General features: G+C 74.2%; 14 protein-coding genes. 9 read left to right on the top strand and 5 right to left on the bottom strand.

Translation table 11 applies throughout. The features are described from left to right. Positions 1–57 precede the first annotated feature (57 nt). On the bottom strand, positions 58–1,872 hold the full coding sequence (locus ABZ806_RS01605) for a serine/threonine-protein kinase (protein WP_500214607.1): 1,815 nt from the start codon (positions 1,870–1,872) through the stop codon (positions 58–60). Positions 1,873–1,976: 104 nt separating this feature from the next. After that, positions 1,977–2,402: a limonene-1,2-epoxide hydrolase family protein gene (locus tag ABZ806_RS01610; protein ID WP_500214608.1), complete on the bottom strand. Its 426-nt coding sequence runs from the start codon at positions 2,400–2,402 to the stop codon at positions 1,977–1,979. A gap of 50 nt (positions 2,403–2,452) precedes the next feature. Here ABZ806_RS01610 and ABZ806_RS01615 point away from each other — a divergent pair, with 50 nt between their 5' ends. From ABZ806_RS01615 to ABZ806_RS01645, 7 genes are all read left to right on the top strand, one after another. After that, positions 2,453–5,557 carry an AfsR/SARP family transcriptional regulator gene (locus ABZ806_RS01615; protein WP_500214610.1) on the top strand — a complete coding sequence of 1,035 codons (3,105 nt, stop codon included), beginning with the start codon at positions 2,453–2,455 and terminating at the stop codon, positions 5,555–5,557. A 197-nt stretch (positions 5,558–5,754) separates the two neighbouring features. Further along, positions 5,755–7,311, top strand: coding sequence for an MFS transporter (locus ABZ806_RS01620; RefSeq protein WP_500214611.1), 1,557 nt, complete (start codon positions 5,755–5,757; stop codon positions 7,309–7,311). A 78-nt stretch (positions 7,312–7,389) separates the two neighbouring features. Then, positions 7,390–8,295 carry an SPFH domain-containing protein gene (locus ABZ806_RS01625; RefSeq protein WP_500214613.1) on the top strand — a complete coding sequence of 302 codons (906 nt, stop codon included), beginning with the start codon at positions 7,390–7,392 and terminating at the stop codon, positions 8,293–8,295. A 9-nt stretch (positions 8,296–8,304) separates the two neighbouring features. Beyond that, entirely contained in the window at positions 8,305–8,556 is a 252-nt protein-coding gene (locus tag ABZ806_RS01630; RefSeq protein WP_500214614.1) for a type II toxin-antitoxin system antitoxin, read from the top strand. A gap of 2 nt (positions 8,557–8,558) precedes the next feature. Beyond that, positions 8,559–9,185: a GOLPH3/VPS74 family protein gene (locus ABZ806_RS01635; protein WP_500214616.1), complete on the top strand. Its 627-nt coding sequence runs from the start codon at positions 8,559–8,561 to the stop codon at positions 9,183–9,185. Between the two features lie 139 nt (positions 9,186–9,324). Beyond that, entirely contained in the window at positions 9,325–10,008 is a 684-nt protein-coding gene (locus ABZ806_RS01640) for a lysophospholipid acyltransferase family protein (RefSeq protein WP_500214618.1), read from the top strand. 44 nt (positions 10,009–10,052) lie between these two features. Further along, complete coding sequence (locus ABZ806_RS01645; RefSeq protein ID WP_500214619.1) at positions 10,053–10,901, top strand: ATP-binding protein; 849 nt, start codon at positions 10,053–10,055, stop codon at positions 10,899–10,901. Between the two features lie 28 nt (positions 10,902–10,929). On the opposite strand, the gene ABZ806_RS01650 is transcribed toward ABZ806_RS01645, so the two are convergent. Continuing rightward, entirely contained in the window at positions 10,930–12,348 is a 1,419-nt protein-coding gene (locus tag ABZ806_RS01650) for an MFS transporter (RefSeq protein ID WP_500214621.1), read from the bottom strand. A gap of 109 nt (positions 12,349–12,457) precedes the next feature. Between ABZ806_RS01650 and ABZ806_RS01655 the strand changes: the two genes are divergently transcribed. Next, complete coding sequence (locus ABZ806_RS01655) at positions 12,458–13,036, top strand: TetR/AcrR family transcriptional regulator (protein ID WP_500214623.1); 579 nt, start codon at positions 12,458–12,460, stop codon at positions 13,034–13,036. A 40-nt stretch (positions 13,037–13,076) separates the two neighbouring features. Here ABZ806_RS01655 and ABZ806_RS01660 read toward each other — a convergent pair whose 3' ends face one another. After that, positions 13,077–14,153 (bottom strand): mechanosensitive ion channel family protein, encoded by a 1,077-nt coding sequence (locus tag ABZ806_RS01660; protein ID WP_500214625.1) that lies wholly within the window; start codon positions 14,151–14,153, stop codon positions 13,077–13,079. Between the two features lie 172 nt (positions 14,154–14,325). Here ABZ806_RS01660 and ABZ806_RS01665 point away from each other — a divergent pair, with 172 nt between their 5' ends. Continuing rightward, entirely contained in the window at positions 14,326–15,951 is a 1,626-nt protein-coding gene (locus ABZ806_RS01665; protein ID WP_500214777.1) for a CocE/NonD family hydrolase, read from the top strand. Positions 15,952–16,010: 59 nt separating this feature from the next. Here the strand turns inward: ABZ806_RS01665 and ABZ806_RS01670 are convergent, their stop codons facing one another. Continuing rightward, positions 16,011–16,457 carry a peroxiredoxin gene (locus tag ABZ806_RS01670; RefSeq protein WP_500214627.1) on the bottom strand — a complete coding sequence of 149 codons (447 nt, stop codon included), beginning with the start codon at positions 16,455–16,457 and terminating at the stop codon, positions 16,011–16,013. Positions 16,458–16,681 lie beyond the last annotated feature (224 nt).

Raw genomic sequence — 16,681 nt, forward strand, 5'->3', positions numbered from 1 at the left:
TGTCACCATCGTGACAGGAAATACTGGCAAGTTTGCGCCACTGCGCGCGTCCCGTCGTCAGAAGGTGCAGGCCGGGATGTCGGGGACGGGTTGCTCCGCCCAGGTCGGCGAGACGGAGGAGGCCGGGAACCATCCCCAGCCGTCATTCTTGTAGCGGTCGTCGCCCTGGGTGTAGAGCCAGGTCGTTCCGTTCCCTCCGGGGTTCGCGGCACCGTCGGCCTGGCACGCGAACCAGTTGCTGGACGACTTGATGTAGCCGGTCCTCGGCCCGGCCGCCGGTTGCAGGAAGAGCGGCCCCTGCCGCGCGGTGCGGCAGGACCAGGTGTCGAACAGGCGGCCCTCAGGGTCGGTCACCTGCTTGCCGACGAAGGAGCAGCGCTGCGCCGCGGGCGACTCCCCGGCCGCCGCGGGCGCCGAGGGGCCGGACGGAGCGGAGGAGCCGGAGAGGTTCGACGCGATGAGAACGCCGGCGACCAGGGTGACGGCCAGGCCGAGCACACCGATGCCCGCCCAGAGCTGCCACGCCTTGCGGGTACGCGGCCCCGCCGGGGACGACTGGGACATCGGGGGGGACGACGCCATCGCTGGCTGACCCATTGCGGGCTGACCCAGGCCATGCGTCCCCAGGGCAGGCGCCCCCAGGGCGGATGGGCCCATGGCCGACGGGCCCATGTCGGAGGCGCCCATGCCAGGCGTCCCGATCGCAGGCGGGCCCATGCCAGGCGTCCCCATCGCAGGCGGGCCCATGGTCGGCGGGCCCACCGCAGGCGCGCCTATCCCGGACGGGCCCATCGCGGGCGGACCCATCGCGGGCGAACCCATCCCCGGCGAACCCATCCCCGGCGAACCCATCCCGGACGAACCCATCCCGGACGAACCCATCCCGGACGGACCCATCGCGGGCGGACCCATCGCGGGCGAACCCATCCCCGGCGAACCCATCCCGGACGGGCCCATCGCGGGTCTGTAGGGGGGCTCGGGGGTGGGCGGGCCGTTTTCGGGGGTTTCGGCCTGGTACTGGTCCACCATCCGGGTCGCCTGGGCGGGCAGCCAATCGCCGATCGGGGCGACCTCGCCGGACAGGCCCAGCCGCCGCAGCACCTCGGTGGGCGCGGGACGGACGGCGGGATCCTTCGCCAGGCAGGTGGCGACCAGGTCGCGCAGCCCCGACGGCAGTTCGGACACGTCCGGCATCTCGTGGACGATGCGGTACATCAGCGTCTGGGCGGGGCCGTCGCCGAACGGGCGGACGCCGGCGGCGTGGCACAGGACCGTGCCCAGCGAGAAGACGTCGGCCTGCGGGCCGACGGCGTCGCCGCGGACATGCTCGGGCGCCATGAAGCCGGGCGTGCCGATGGAGGCGCCCGGCACCGTGAGCGACGTCCCCTCCAGCGCCTGCGCGATGCCGAAGTCGATGACGCGGGGCCCGTCCGAGGCGAGCAGGATGTTGGACGGCTTCAGGTCGCGGTGCACCAGCCCGGCGGCGTGGATCGCCTCCAGCGCCTCGGCCAGGCCCGCGCCGAGCACGCGCAGGGAGCGTTCGGGCAGGGCGCCGTACTCGGCGACGACGGCGGCGAGGGACGGCCCCGGCACGTAGGCGGTGACCAGCCACGGCGGGTCGGCGGCCAGGTCCACCTCGACGACCTGCGCGGTGTGGAAGCCGCCGACCCTGCGGGCGGCCTCGGCCTCACGGGCGAAGCGGTCGCGGAACTGCGGGTCGGCGGCCAGTTCGGGGCGGATGACCTTCACCGCCACCGCGCGCCCGCCCGGCGAGCTGCCGAGGAAGACCTCGCCCATCCCCCCGGAGCCGAGGCGGCCGGTCAGCCGGTAGCGGCCGATCGTCTGCGGATCGTCCGGACCCAGCGGTTCCATCGCTCTCCATTTCCCCGCCCCCGGACCGATGCCGGCGTCGCCGGCCCGGTTTCGTTGGACATGGACGATACCGGTGGTGCGCGACGAGCGTCCCTATCCGGGCGTCAGCGGGTTCTCGGGCGGGGACGGGGGCCGAGGGCGGACGCAAGGGCGCCGGCGAGGCCCTTGGCCGAGGCGGCCAGGAACGTCGTCCAGTCGAAGTAGTCGCGCCACAGGGTGATGCGGCCGTCGTGCACCTCGAAGGTGCCGCAGACCCAGAACTCGGCGCGCCAGGCGCCCCGCTCCAGGACGTCGGTCCGCTCGGTGAGGACGGCCGGGCCGTTCGCGGCGATGGTGTGGACGCGGGCCTCGAAGCCAGTGCCGTGGCGGGCCATGCCGCGCAGCGTCTTCTCGACGGCGGGCAGGCCGCGCGCGGGCGGCAGCGGGACGTTCTGGTAGACGATCCCGGGCGCGGCGTAGGTGAGCGCGCGGTCGATGTCGAGGTCTTCGAGCGCGGAGAGGAAGTCGGTGACGGTCTGGATCTCGGTCATGGCGCTCCTCCGAGGTGGGGAGCACCACGGTAGTGCGGGAGAATCCGGGCATGCGTTTCGGCATCCTGGGAGCGGTCGAGGTTCGGCGCGGCGACGACGTGCTGCCGGTGGGCGGCCCGACGGTGCGGGCGCTGCTGGCCATGCTGCTGCTGGACGCGGGGCGGGTCGTCGCGACCGAGCGGCTCATCGACGGCCTCTACGGGGAGGATCCGCCGAGCGGGGCGGCGAACGCGCTGCAGTCGCAGGTGTCGCGGCTGCGGCGGGGGCTCGGGGACGCGGCGCTGGTCGAGGGCCTGCCCGCCGGTTACCGGCTGAACGCCGCGCGCGACGACGTCGACGCGCACCGGTTCGAGCGGCTCGCCGGGGAGGCGCGGCGGGCTTCGAGCGCCACGGAGGCGGCCGGGCTGCTGGAGGAGGCGCTCGGCCTGTGGCGCGGCGCCGCGCTCGCCGGTGTGGGCGCCCCGTTCGCGGCGGCGCAGGCGGCGCGGCTGGAGGAGGCGCGGGCGTCGGCCGTCGAGGGCCTCGCCGAGGCGCGCCTGAAGGGCGGCGAACCCGAGGCGGTGGTCGCGGCGCTGCGCGACCTGGTGGACGCGCAGCCCTTGCGGGAGCGGGCGCGGGCGCTGCTGATGCGGGCGCTGCACGGTGCCGGGCGGCAGGCGGAGGCGCTCGCGGTGTTCGAGGACGGGCGGCGGGTCCTGGCCGACGAGCTGGGCGCCGATCCGTCGAAAGAGCTCGCCGAGGTGCATCTGGGCATCCTGCGCGGCGAGGCGGGCCGCGAGACCGTCCGGCCGAACCTGCCCGCGCAGCTCACCAGCTTCGTCGGCCGCGAGGAGGAGCTGCGGCGCGTCGGGAAGATGCTCGCGGGCGGGCGGCTCGTCACGCTGCTCGGGCCCGGCGGCGCGGGCAAGACGCGGCTGGCGATCGAGGCGGCGGGGCGGGAGGACGGCGAGGTCTGCTTCGTCGACCTGGCGCCGGTCGTCGCGGCCGAGGTGCCGAAGGCGCTGCTCGGCGCGCTCGGGCTGCGCGAGGGCGGCATGCTGCCCACCCCCGGCGAGGCGTCGCCGGACGCGATGGAGCGCCTGGTCACGGCCCTGGACGGGCGGCGGGTGCTGCTCGTCCTGGACAACTGCGAGCACATCGTCGCGGCCGCCGCCGCCATCACGCACCGGCTGCTGAGCGCGTGCCCGGACCTGCGGGTGCTGGCGACGAGCCGGGAGGCCCTCGCCATCACGGGCGAGGCGCTGCGCCCGCTGCCGCCGCTGGTGATGCCGCCGGAGGGCACCCCGGCCGGGGAGCTGCGGGGGTATCCGGCGGTGCGGCTGTTCCTGGACAGGGCGGAGGCGGTCCGCCCCGGATTCGCGGTGGACGCGGGCAACGCCGGGGCCGTGCTGCGGATCTGCCGGGCGCTGGACGGCCTGCCGCTGGCGATCGAGCTGGCGGCGGCGCGGCTGCGGTCGCTGCCGGTCGGCGAGGTCGCGACGCGGCTGGACGACCGGTTCCGGCTGCTGTCGCGCGGGAACCGGGCGGCGGCGCCGCGCCACCAGACGCTGCGCGCGGTCGTCGAGTGGAGCTGGGACCTGCTGGACGAGGCGGAGCAGACCCTCGCCCGGCGCCTCACGGTGTTCTCCGGCGGGCTCACGCTGGACGCGGCCGCGGGCGTCTGCGACCTGGACGACGCCGACGAGCTGCTGATCGAGCTGGCCGACAAGTCCCTGGTGCAGACCGACGGGTCCCGCTACCGGATGCTCGACACGGTGCACGCGTTCTGCGCGGAGCGGCTCGCCGAGGCGGGCGAGCGGGAGCGGTTCGAGCGGGCCCACGCCGAGTACTTCGCCGGGCTGGCCGGACGCGCCGAGCCGCACCTGCGCGGGACCGGGCAGCTGGAATGGCTGGAGCTGCTCGCCGCCGACCACGGGAACCTGCACGCGGCGCTGCGGCGGGCCGTGCGGTCCGACCCTGCGCTCGCGCTGCGGACGGTGGCGGTGCTGTCGTGGTACTGGTGGCTGCGCGGACGCGTCGAGGGCGCGGCGCTGGCGTCCGAGCTGCTCGGCGCGCTCGACCCGCTCGGCGCCGAACCGCCGGAGGGCATGGAGGAGGAGTTCGTCCTCTGCGTCACCAACGCGGTGGCCGGCGGGATCGCCGGCGAGCGGGCGGTGGCGTGGCTCGACCGCGCCGCGGTGCTGCTGAACCGCGTCGACCGGGCGGTGCGGTACCCGGTCGTGATCGTCCTGTGGGCGCTCACCGCCGGGCCCGAGCGCACCGACTACGCGGCGTTCACCAAGCAGGTCGGGGACGATCCGTGGACGCGCGCGCTGGTCGCGATGAGCGACGGGTTCCTCGCCCAGCACGCCGGGGACGTCGCCGGGACGGAGCGAAGGTGCGGCGAGGCGCTGCGGCTCTTCCGGTCCTGCGGCGACCGGTGGGGCATCGCCAACGTGCTCGACACCCTCGCGCAGGCGGCGGGCTGGCGCGGCGACCACGCCCGCGCCCTGGCGCTGCTGGACGAGGCACTCGACGTCCTCGCACCGCTCGGCGCGCTGGAGGACACCGCCGACCTGCTCTACCAGCGGGCGCACGTGCTGATCCACGGCGGGGAGCCGGCGGCGGCGCGCGCGGAGCTGGAGCGCGGCATCGAGCTGGGGCGGCGGGCCGGCGCCCCCGACAAGGTCGCCGCCGGCCACTACGGGCTCGGCGAGGTGGCGCGGCTGCGCGGCGACCTCGCCGAGGCGCGGCGGCGGTATGAGGCGGCCCTGACCGGCTTCGCCTCCGAGCGGTTCATCGCCGCCGCGACGCGGGGCTCGGCGCTGGTCGGGCTGGGCTGGCTGGCGGTCGCCGAGGGCGACACCGCACGGGCCCGCGCGCTGTTCCGCGAGGCTCTCGACAAGTCGCTCGACCACCCCGTCTTCGTCTACCGGACGGCCGTGGCGACCGGGCTGGCGGGGGCGGCCGCCGCGGACGGGGACGGGGAGCGCGCGGCGCGGCTGCTCGGCGCGGCGGAGGCGCTGCGCGGCATCCACGCCGCCGGCGGCCCCGACACCGAGCGCGTCGCCGCCGCCGCCCGCGGCCTCCTCGGCGACGCCGCCTACGAGCGGGCCTTCGCCGCGGCCGCTGCCCTCCCCCGCGACCGGGCCCGCGCCCTCCTCACCGACCACTAGCGCGGTGACTTCGTTGACCTGCGGCGTGTTGTTGTTTTCGACGCGCTCATAACAACAACACGCCGCAGGTGAACGCGGCTCGGTGCTGACGGCGGGCGGGGCGTGCTGACGGTGGAGGGGCCTCGCTGACGGTGGAGGGGTCGTGCTGTCAGCGGATGGTGCGCGGGCTGTCAGCGCCTCCCGCGACCGTTGCGGGCATGAACACATCAGCCCGCAAATGGGGCACGTTCGCGATCTGCCTGCTGGTCGCGCTCGTCCCGAACATCGACCTGACCGCGCTGAACCAGGCCATCCCGCACCTGAGCCGGGACCTGGACCCCTCGGCCACCCAGATCCTGTGGATCGCCGACGCCTACGGGTTCGCGCTCGCCGCCCTGCTCATCACGATGGGCGGGATCGGCGACCGGATCGGGCACAAGCGGCTGCTGCTCATCGGCACCGCGGTGTTCGGCGCGGCGTCCGCAGTGACCGCGTACGCGCCGAGCGCCGAGCTCCTGATCGCGGCCCGCGCGCTGCTCGGCGCGGCGGGGGCGACGCTGATGCCGTCCTGCCTGTCGCTGATCCGCCGCGTGTTCACCGACCCGAAGGAGCGGACCGGGGCGGTCGGCGCCTTCATGGGCATCGCCGGGCTCGCCGTCGGTCTCGGCCCGGTCCTGGCCGGCGCGCTGCTGGACCACTTCTGGTGGGGCTCCGTCTTCATGATCAATGTGCCGCTGATGGCGGTGGCACTGGTCGCCGGCGCGATCGTGCTGCCCGAGTCGCGCAACCCCGTCCCCGGCCGGATGGACCTGGCGAGCGTGCCGCTGTCGATCATCGGCGTCCTCGGGCCGGTGTACGCGATCAAGGAGGCCGCCGCGCACGGCCTGGACGGGACCCGGATCTACCTCGCCCTGGCGGTCGGGCTCGCGGCGCTGGCGGCGTTCGTCGTCCGGCAGACCCGGGTGGCCGAGCCGCTGATCGACGTCCGGCTGTTCCGCGGCGCCGCGTTCACCGGGTCCGTCGCCACGAACATGTTCGCGATGTTCACCCTGGTCGCCCAGTCGCTGATCTTCTCGCTGTTCTTCCAGCTCGCGCTCGGCTGGTCGCCGCTGAAGGCGGGCCTGGCCGGGCTGCCCGGCGCGGCCGGCGCCATGATCGGCGGCGCCGCGCTCGCCCCGCCGCTGATCGGCGCGCTCGGCCGCGCCCGCGTCGTCGCGATCGGCATGCTGGTCTCGGCCGGCGGCTTCTCCCTCTACCTGGTCATCGGCCTGCACACCTCGTACTGGGTGATGCTCCCGTCCATGCTGCTGGGCGGGCTCGGGATGGGGCTGGCGATGACGGTCACCGCCGACACCGTGCTCGCGTCCGTCCCGAAGGAGCGCTCGGGCTCGGCGTCGGCGATCGCCGAGACGGCGACCGAGCTGGGCGGCGCGCTCGGCATGGCGATCCTCGGCAGCGTCCTGACCGCGGTGTACCGCAACGTCCTGGACCTGCCCGCCGGCCTCCCGGCCCCGGCGGCGTCCGCCGCGCGCGACTCCCTGGCCGCCGCGCTGCAGGCCGCCGCGCAGCTCCCCGCTTCGCTGGCCGGGCAGGTCGCGCTGGCGGCGCGGGAGTCCTTCGTGACCGGTATGCACGCCGCGCTCGTCCTCAGCGCCGTCCTCGCCGCGGTGGTCGCCGTCTTCGCCCTGGTGACGCTGCGCAACGTCCCCAAGGTCATCGAAGACACCGGGGAGCCCGAGAGGCCCGAGGAGCAGGACCTCGTCGCCGCCCCCTGAGCGGCCCTGGCTCCTCCCCCCGGTTGGCAAATGTGATATCATTTTGCTAAGTTAATGATAGCCAAGGAGGAGGACGACATGGTGGACAAGGTGGAGATGCCGCGACCGAAGATCGAGGAGCGGCCGGCGCGGGACCGCGGCGGGTGGACGATGCTCGGCGTCGGCGTGCTGTGGATCGCGGTCGGCGGCGCGGCGATCGGCCTCGGGATCCTGGCCGGCGGCGGCGCCGCCATCGCCGTCGGCATCACGGTGGGCTCGCTGCTGGCGCTGGCCGGCCTGGTCGTCCTGGTCGGGCTGACACCGGTCGCGCCGGGCGAGGCGCGCGTGCTGCAGCTGCTCGGCCGGTACTCGGGGACGGTCCGCACCGACGGGCTGCGGTGGGTGAACCCGCTGACCGAGCGGCGCCGGGTGTCGACCCGGATCCGCAACCACGAGACGGGGCTCGCCAAGGTCAACGACCTCGACGGGAACCCGATCGAGATCTCCGCCGTGGTGGTGTGGCAGGTCGCCGACACCGCGCGGGCCGTGTTCGAGGTCGACGACTTCGTGGAGTTCGTCGCGTTCCAGACGGAGGCGGCCGTCCGGCACATCGCGGGCGCCTTCCCCTACGACGCCGCCGACCGGACGTCGCTGCGCGACAACGCCGACGAGATCACCGCGCAGCTGTCGGAGGAGCTGGCGCAGCGCGTCGCGTCCGCCGGCGTGGTGATCATCGAGTCGCGGATCACCCGGCTGGCGTACGCGCCGGAGATCGCGCAGGCGATGCTGCGCCGGCAGCAGGCGGGCGCGGTCGTGGCGGCGCGGCAGCGGATCGTCGAGGGCGCGGTCGGCATGGTCCAGCTCGCGCTCGACCGGCTGGACGAGGAGAACGTGGTCGACCTGGACGAGGAGCGCAAGGCGGCGATGGTCAGCAACCTGCTGGTCGTGCTCTGCGCCGACCGGGACGCCCAGCCGGTGGTCAACACCGGCACCCTCTACCAGTAGCCGGAACCAGTGGCGGAGCGGAAGAAGATCCTGCTGCGGCTCGACCCAGCCGTCCACGACGCGCTGGCCCGGTGGGCGGGCGACGAGCTGCGCAGCACCAACGCGCAGATCGAGTTCCTGCTGCGGCAGGCCCTCGCCGACGCGGGCCGGATGCCCGGGGCGGCGGGACGGATGCGAAGGCCCGGGCGCCCGCGCAAGGCGGAGCGTCCCGGGGACGGGGAAGACGGTAACGACCCGCCGGACGGCGGGGGCGAGGACTGACCATGGTCGAGGTTCCGGAGTCGCTGCCGGCGCGCATGTACCTGCTGGCGTACGACCTGAGGAAGCAGAAGATGACCAAGGGCGGCACGCGGCTCGGCTACGTGCTGCGCGCCGCCGCGCTGACCGAGCTGTACCTGGACGGACGGCTCGGCGAGGAGCGGCGCAGGCCCGTCCCGGGGACGCCGGGCGACGACCCGTACGGCCTGCTCGCGCAGATCGCGGCCGCGCGGCCCCGGTCGTGGCAGCACTGGGTGCGCAAGGACGCCAGGGCCATCGTGGGGACGGTCCGGGACGAGCTGGTGCGGGACGGCTGGATCCGGGTGCGGGGGCGCCGGATCCTCGGGCTGTTCCCGCACCAGGAGGTCACCGTGAAGGACCCGCGGGTCGTGAAGGCGCTGTGGGGCGGGGCGTCGTCGGCGCTGCGGGGGCGTCCGGTGGCGCACGTGAACAGCTACGACGCGGCGGCGGTCGCGCTGGCAGCGGCGGGCGAGCTGTCGTCGGTGCTGCCGGGTCCGGACCGGCGGCGGCACAAGCGCCGGATCGCGGAGCTGACCGCGCGCAGCGGCCCGGCGGCGCCCGCCGTCCGCACGGTGATCCGGCAGCTGAACGCGGCCGCCGCGAGCGGCTGACCGGGAGCCGGTCGGGAGTCGGAAGGGAATCGGCCGGGGAATCGCCCCGCCAGTGCGGATCCCTACAAGATCCGGGCCGCCGGGTTTGTACCGGGCGCCACCGGCGGCGGGGGCGGCGGCGCCCCTAGCCTTCTCGGACATGGATCCCGAACGGCTCGTCTACCCGCTGATGAAGTACGTCGTCTTAGGACCCGCGATGCGCGTCGCCTTCCTTCCCCGGGTGAGCGGTCTGCGGCACGTCCCGCGGATCGGCCCGGTGATCCTCGCCGCGAACCATCTGGCGTTCCTCGACTCGTTCCTGCTGCCGCTGATCGTGCCGCGGCGGGTCCACTTCCTCGGCAAGCACGAGTACTTCACCGGGGCGGGGACGAGGGGGCGCGCCACCGCGACGTTCTTCCGCGGCGTGGGCGCGATCGCGGTCGACCGGTCCGGCGGGCGGGCGGCCCTCGACGCGCTCGACACCTCGGCGGCCGTGCTGGACCGCGGCGGCGTGTTCGCGATCCATCCCGAGGGCACCCGCTCCCCCGACGGGCGCCTGTACCGGGGCCGGACGGGCGTGGCGCGGCTGGCGATGCGGACGGGCGCGCCCGTCGTCCCGGTCGCGATCACCGGCACCGACCGGGTGCAGCCGCGCGGGCGGGCCGTCCCGCGGCCGGGCCGGATCGGGCTGCGGATCGGCCCGCCGATGGACTTCCGCGGCCGGGACGACGGCGTCCCGCGCGGGAAGGCGGCCCGCCAGGTCACCGACGAGATCATGGAGGCGATCCGGGGTCTGTCGGGGCAGGAGTACGTGGACGGCTACGCGCCCCGGCCCGATGTTTGAGCGTGACCGAAAGGGCACGTTTTAGGGGGACGGACGGAGATGACGTGGAAATCAGCCTGGACCTCCAGCTTCCCCGGGACGCGGCGAGCGTCCCGGCGACCCGGAGGCTCCTGGACGCGGCGCTCACCGCCCTCGGGGTCGAGGACCACATCCGCGACGACATCGAGATGATGCTGACCGAGGCGTGCACCAACGTGATCAAGCACGCCGAGCACGGTGCCGACTACACGGTGCGGGCCACCATCCACGACTGCCGCTGCGTGATCAAGGTGATCGACTCGGGCGCCGGGTTCGACGCCGAGCGCGTGCCGCGGCCCGAGCCCTCCGCCGAGCACGGCCGCGGCCTGCTGGTCATGCGGTCGCTCGCCGACGACGTGCGGTTCCGCTCGTTCCCCGAGGACGGCGCGCTGGTCTCGCTGGAGAAGCGGCTGACCTACGGGGAGGACAGCCTCGGCGGGCTGCTCACCGCGGACAGCCGCGTCCCGCTGCTGACCGACGCCGACCCGGAGGCCGAGGACTTCACCGGCCGCCTGTTCGAGCTGGCGCGGTCCGGCGACACCCGCCGGCTCGTCGACTACGTCGATGCCGGGATCCCGGCGAATCTGGCGAACGAGCGGGGCGACACGCTGCTGATGCTCGCCGCCCACAACGGCCATCCGGAGACCGTGCGCGCCCTCGCGGCGCGCGGCGCCGACCCCGGGCGACCCAACGACCGGGGCCAGCGGCCCCTCCCGGGCGCGGTGTTCAAGAAGGAGGCGGCGGTGGTGCGGGCCCTGCTGGACGCGGGCGCCGACCCACGGGCGGGGTCGCCGTCCGCCGCCGACACGGCGCGGATGTTCGGCGACGCGCAGTTCCTCGCCTGGTTCGACGAGGCGGCTCCCCCGCCCGCCTGACCCACCGCGGCCTCACCGGCTCAGCGGCTCACCGTTGCACGCGCAGCACGAGCACCGCCACGGCCAGCGCGGCGGCGGCGAACACCGCGCCGGTCGCGAACGCCGCGTCCAGCCCCGGCAGGACGTCGCCGCCGGACGCCGCCGAGCCGTAGGCGGTGACCATGGCGGCCGACCCCAGCGACCCGCCCGACCACAGCATCGTCTGCGCCACGCCGGACGCGGCGCCGGAGTGCCCGGGGTCCACGCTCGCCAGGATCGTCGCGTTCAGCGGCATGATGGACAGGCCGCCGCCCGCGCCCATCAGCAGGAACGGGACGAGCAGCCCGGTGGCGTAGCCGTCGCCCGCCGAGAGCCGCGACAGCCACAGCAGGCCGGCGCCGACGAGGAGTGCGCCGGCGATGACGAGCGGCCGGGCGCCGAGGCGGGCCATCAGGCGCGGCGCGAGCCGCACGACCGCGAACTGCACGCCGACCATCGGCAGGAACGCGACGCCGGCGCGCAGCGGGCCGTAGTGCTGGACCTGCTGCAGGTACTGGGTGAGGAAGAAGAACGCCCCGAACATCGCCGCGGTCAGGCACAGCTGGGTCAGGTAGGACGCGGCGCGGTCGCGCCCGGTCAGCAGCCACAGCGGCATGACCGGCTGCCGGACCCGCCACTCGATCGCCAGGAACGCGGCGAGCAGGACGGCCGCGGCGCCGAACCCGGCGAGCGCCGGGCCGTGGCGCCAGCCGTCCTCGCCGACCCCGATCAGCGCGTAGACGAGCGCGGTCATGCCGAGCATGGACGTCGCGGCGCCGCCGAGGTCGAACCGGCCGGGGCGGCGCGGGGTCTCGGCGATGACGCGCGGCACGGCCAGCAGCAGGACGAGGCCGACCGGGACGTTGACGAAGAACACCCAGCGCCAGTCGCCGGCCTCGGTGAGGACGCCGCCGGCGATCATGCCGATCGCGGCGCCGGCGCCGGTCACCGCGGAGAAGAGGCTGAGCGCCCGGACGCGGGCGGCCCCCTGGAAGTTCACGGCGATCAGCGCCATCGCGCTCGGCGCGGCCACGGCGGCGGCGACGCCCTGCGCGGCGCGGGCGGCGAGCAGCCACCAGCCCGCGTCCGCGAGCCCGCCGAGCAGGGACGCGGCGGTGAACAGCGCGATGCCGGCGGCGAAGGTGCGGCGGCGGCCGAACACGTCCCCGGCGCGGCCGCCGAGGAGCAGCAGGCCGCCGAACGCGAGCATGTAGGCGTTCTGGATCCAGGCGAGGCCGCCGGTCGACAGCCCGAGGCCGCGCTGCACCTCCGGGAGCGCGATGGTGACGACCGAGGTGTCCACGCCGATCATGAGCTGGCAGCCGACGATGACGGAGAGGACGATTCCTGGGCGATGATGGAGGGCGGCGGCGTTCCCCGGAGCTGTGGACTCCGGGGGTGCGGCCGTCCGATGGTCGGACGAGGTCAAGGCGGGACCTTCCCGGGATTTAAGGAACGGCGAAGTACACTATGTGGGGAACGTACCACCGATGCGCGCGAAAGAGAACGCTAGCGTTCACTATTTTGGGGAGCGGGTCGTGACCCCGGCCACCCGCCGCCGCGGCGGCGACCTGGAGGCGGCGATCTTCGACGCCGTGTTCGCGCAGCTGGAGACGGTCGGGTACGCCAAGCTGACCATGGAGGGCGTCGCGACCACCGCGCGCACGGGCAAGGCCGCGCTCTACCGGCGGTGGAAGTCCAAGGACGAGCTGATCACCGACGCGCTGAAGCACGTCCTGCCCGAACCGCCGACCGCGCCGGACACCGGCAGGGTGCGCGACGACCTCCTCGCCATCCTCACCTGCACGCGCGACACCCTGGCCGCTTGCCGGGGCGCCGCGTTCAAGGTGCTGAAGGAGGAGTCGGAGGACGGCAAGGGCATCGTGCACGAGGTCGTCCACGACCGGCTGTCCCAGCCCGTCCGGGAACTGCTCTACGCGGCGCTGGTGCACGCCGCCGGGCGCGGCGAGATCCGGCCGGACGCGGCGACCAGGCAGGTCGCGAACGTCGGCCCGGCCGTGATCGTCTACTACAACCTCGTCGAAGGCGGCCCGCTCGACGACGCCTACGTGGCGTCGGTCGTGGACCAGGTGATGATGCCGCTCCTCCGGCCGTGACCGCCCGCCGGGCCGTGACCGCCCGGCGGGCGGCGGCCGGCTAGAGGGCCAGCTCGTCCTTGCGCGGCGCGCCGTTCGCGCGGGACGTGTCGTCCAGGGCCACGCGGTGGTGCCAGTAGGGCGGCGCGATGCCCTCCTCGCGGAGCGTCCGGTGCAGGCGCTTGAGGAACTCGTGCTTGATCGCGAACTGGTCGCCGAACTCGCTGGACCGCAGGATCACGTGGAAGCCCACGGTGGCGTCGTCGAAGTCGTCGAACCGGACCAGGACGTTGGAGTCGGCCACGCCGCCCTGGACGTCCTTCATCACCTCGTGGCCGACGCGGATGAGCAGCTGCTCGACCTCGTCCAGGTCGACCTCGTAGTGCACCTTCGCGTACACCAGCACCGACATGTCCTGCGCGGGGCGGTGGTAGTTGGTGAGGATGGTGTCGGAGAACCGCTGGTTCGGGATGACCTCGATGTTGTCCGACAGCGTCCGGATGGAGGTGTTGCGCCAGTTGATGTCGACGACGTACCCCTCCTGGCCGGTGGACAGCTTGATGTAGTCGCCGGGCTCGATCGTCTTGGACGCGAGGACGTGCACGCCCGCGAACAGGTTGGCGAGCGTGTCCTGCAGGGCCAGCGCGACCGCGAGGCCGCCGACGCCCAGCGCGCCGAGCAGCGGCGTGATCGACACCCCGATGCTCTGCAGCATGATCAGGACGCCGATGCCGAGCACCAGCACCCGGGTGATGTTGGCGAAGATCGTGACGTTCGCGGCGACGCCCTGCCGGGCCATCGCGATCGAGCTCACCGATGCCGCGATCAGCCGGGCCAGCGCCAGCGAGACGACCAGGATCGTGACCGCCGTCAGCACCTTGGCGGTCACGTCCAGGGTGCCGCGCGGCAGTTCGAGGACCTTCGCCGCCGTCCACAGGCCGAGCAGCACCGCGAGCGGCATCGCCAGGTCCCGGATGAGGCGCGCGGCGAGGTCGTCCCAGGCCCACCGGGTGTCGCCGGCGCGCCGGGTCAGCCGCCCGGTCAGCAGCCGCAGGAGGACCGCGACCGCCAGCGCGGCCGCCATCACGCCGGCGGCGATGATGACTCGGGTCCAGCTCAGATCGCCCAGGTCGCCCATGCGCGTGAAACTCTCCAGACACGGACCGGCACGGTCCGTAAGATCCCATTTGCCGTCTTGCGGTTTCCCGATCGTAGTGAAGACCCGGAGTGCCGCGGAGCCGATCAGCGGACATGTGGCCGCCAGGTCGGCCGATCTGGCGGATACGATCGATCAGGTGGTAGGCGTGGGAATGATGCGCCGGCTGGGGGTCACGGCGCTGGGACTGCGGAACGGCCCCCACCGGGTGACGGTCGAGCGTGATCTCGCCGTCCCCGCCGCCGACGGCGTCACGCTGCTGGCCGACCGGTACGCCCCGGTGGACGTCGACAGGGCGCCCGTCGTGCTCGTCCGCTCGCCCTACGGCCGGCGGGGGCCCTTCGGGCTCATGTGCGGGCAGGCGTTCGCGTCGCACGGGTTCCAGGCCGTGGTGCAGAGCGTCCGCGGCGGATTCGGGTCCGGCGGGGTCTTCGAGGCCCTCGACGAGCGCGAGGACGGCCTGGCGACCATCGAGTGGCTGAAGTCACAGCCGTGGTTCGGCGGCACGTTCGCCATGCACGGCCCGAGCTACCTCGGCTATGTGCAGTGGGCCGTCGCCGCGGAGGCCGGGCCGGAGCTGAAGGCCCTGTCGATGCAGGTCACCGCGTCCACGTTCCGGGACGCCGTCAACGTCGGCGGCACCTTCGCGCTCGAGTCCGCGCTGATCTGGGTCGACCTGACCGCGCGGATGAAGAACTCGCTGTCGGGCATCACGACCGGCATCATGTCGCCGCGCCGCGCCCGCCGCGCCACGCTGTCGGGGCGGCCGATCGCCGAACTCGACCGGCTCGCGACCGGCGCGCAGCAGCGCTTCTTCCAGGAACTGCTCGGCAACGGCCCCGACACGCCGTTCTGGGACAAGCGCGACTTCAGCCCCACCGTGTCCGGGGTCACCGCGCCGGTGAACATGACGGGCGGCTGGTACGACATCTTCCTGCCCTGGCAGATGAAGGACTACGCGGCCCTGCGCGCCGCCGGCCGCCGCCCCTACCTGACCATCGGCCCGTGGTTCCACGCCGACCAGCGGATGATGCGCGGCTCGGTCGCCGACTCCGTCGCCTGGTTCCGCGCCCACCTCCTGGACGACCCGTCCGGCCTGCGCGAGCAGCCCGTCCGGCTCTACGTCACCGGCGCGGACGAGTGGCGCGAGTTCCCCGACTGGCCGGTGCCCGGGATGCGCGAGGAGCGCTGGCACCTGCACCCGGCCGGCGCCCTGTCCCCCGGCGCGCCGCCCGAGTCCGAGCCCGACGCCTACCGCTACGACCCGAACCACCCGACCCCGTTCCTCGGCGGGCCGACGCTGCTCGGCGAGACCCGCCCGTCCACCGACCAGAAGCGCCTGGAACGCCGCCGGGACGTCCTCACCTACACCTCCGCCGTCCTGGACGAGGACGTGGAGATCATCGGCCCGGTCACCGCCGACCTGCACATCCGCTCGAACCGCGAGCACACCGACTTCGTCGTCCGGCTCTGCGACGTCACCCCGGACGGCGAGTCCCTCAACCTGTGCGAGGGCATGCGCCGCCTGGTCCCCGGCACCGCGGAACCCGACGCCGACGGCGTCCGCCCCGTCGCCGTCGAGCTGTGGCCCGCCGGGCACCGCTTCCGCCGCGGCCACCGCATCCGCGTCCAGGTGGCGAGCGGCGCCTACCCCCGCGTGGCGCGCAACCCCGGCACCGGCGCCCCCATGGGCACCGCCACCGAGATGCTCACCGCCGACCAGGAGATCTTCCACGACCCCGCCCGCCCCTCGACCATCAACCTCCCGATCGTCGCCTGACTCCGGCACCACGCGACGCCCTCGGCGGGCGGAGCAAGTGCGGCGGGCGGGGGCCGCCGTTACTTCCGGAGGGCCGCCAGGGCTTTGTCCGCGTGGGTGTTCATGCGGACTTCGCTCTTGATGACCGCCAGGACGCGTCGGTCGGTGCCGATCACGAACGTCTGGCGTCTGGTGGGGAGGAGGGCCAGGCCGCGTTTGACGCCGAAGCGGGCGCGGACCTCGCCGGACGGGTCGGACAGGAGCGGGTAGCCGAAGGCGTGCTTGTCGGCGAACTCCTTCTGCTTCTCGACGGGATCGGCGCTGATGCCGACCGGGTGGGCGCCCACCTCGGCGAGTTCGGCGACCAGGTCGCGGAAATGGCAGGCCTCGGCGGTGCAGCCGGGGGTCAGCGCCGCCGGGTAGAAGAACAGGACCACCGGGCCCTCCGCCAGGAGGGCGGTGAGGGTGCGGGCCTCGCCCGTCTCGTCGGGCAGTTCGAAGTCGTCCACGATGTCACCGACGTTCATGGGACGAACCTAACGGAGGGGTGCCGGGGGCCGCGATGCCCCTCCCGGATCGCCGATCGGTCCGAACCAGCATCAGTGCAGGTCGGCGGCGGTTTGGTGGGACCGAGCCGGGCCCGGTGGTGTTTCGCCAGGTTTGACGGAGAGCCAGGACGGATATGAAACTGGCCGAGCAGGTGTCTACGACGCAGATACCTCCGAGCTTCCCCTGTGTTGTCCCGGAGGAT

Source organism: Spirillospora sp. NPDC047418 (assembly GCF_040643275.1).
Classification (GTDB): domain Bacteria; phylum Actinomycetota; class Actinomycetes; order Streptosporangiales; family Streptosporangiaceae; genus Spirillospora.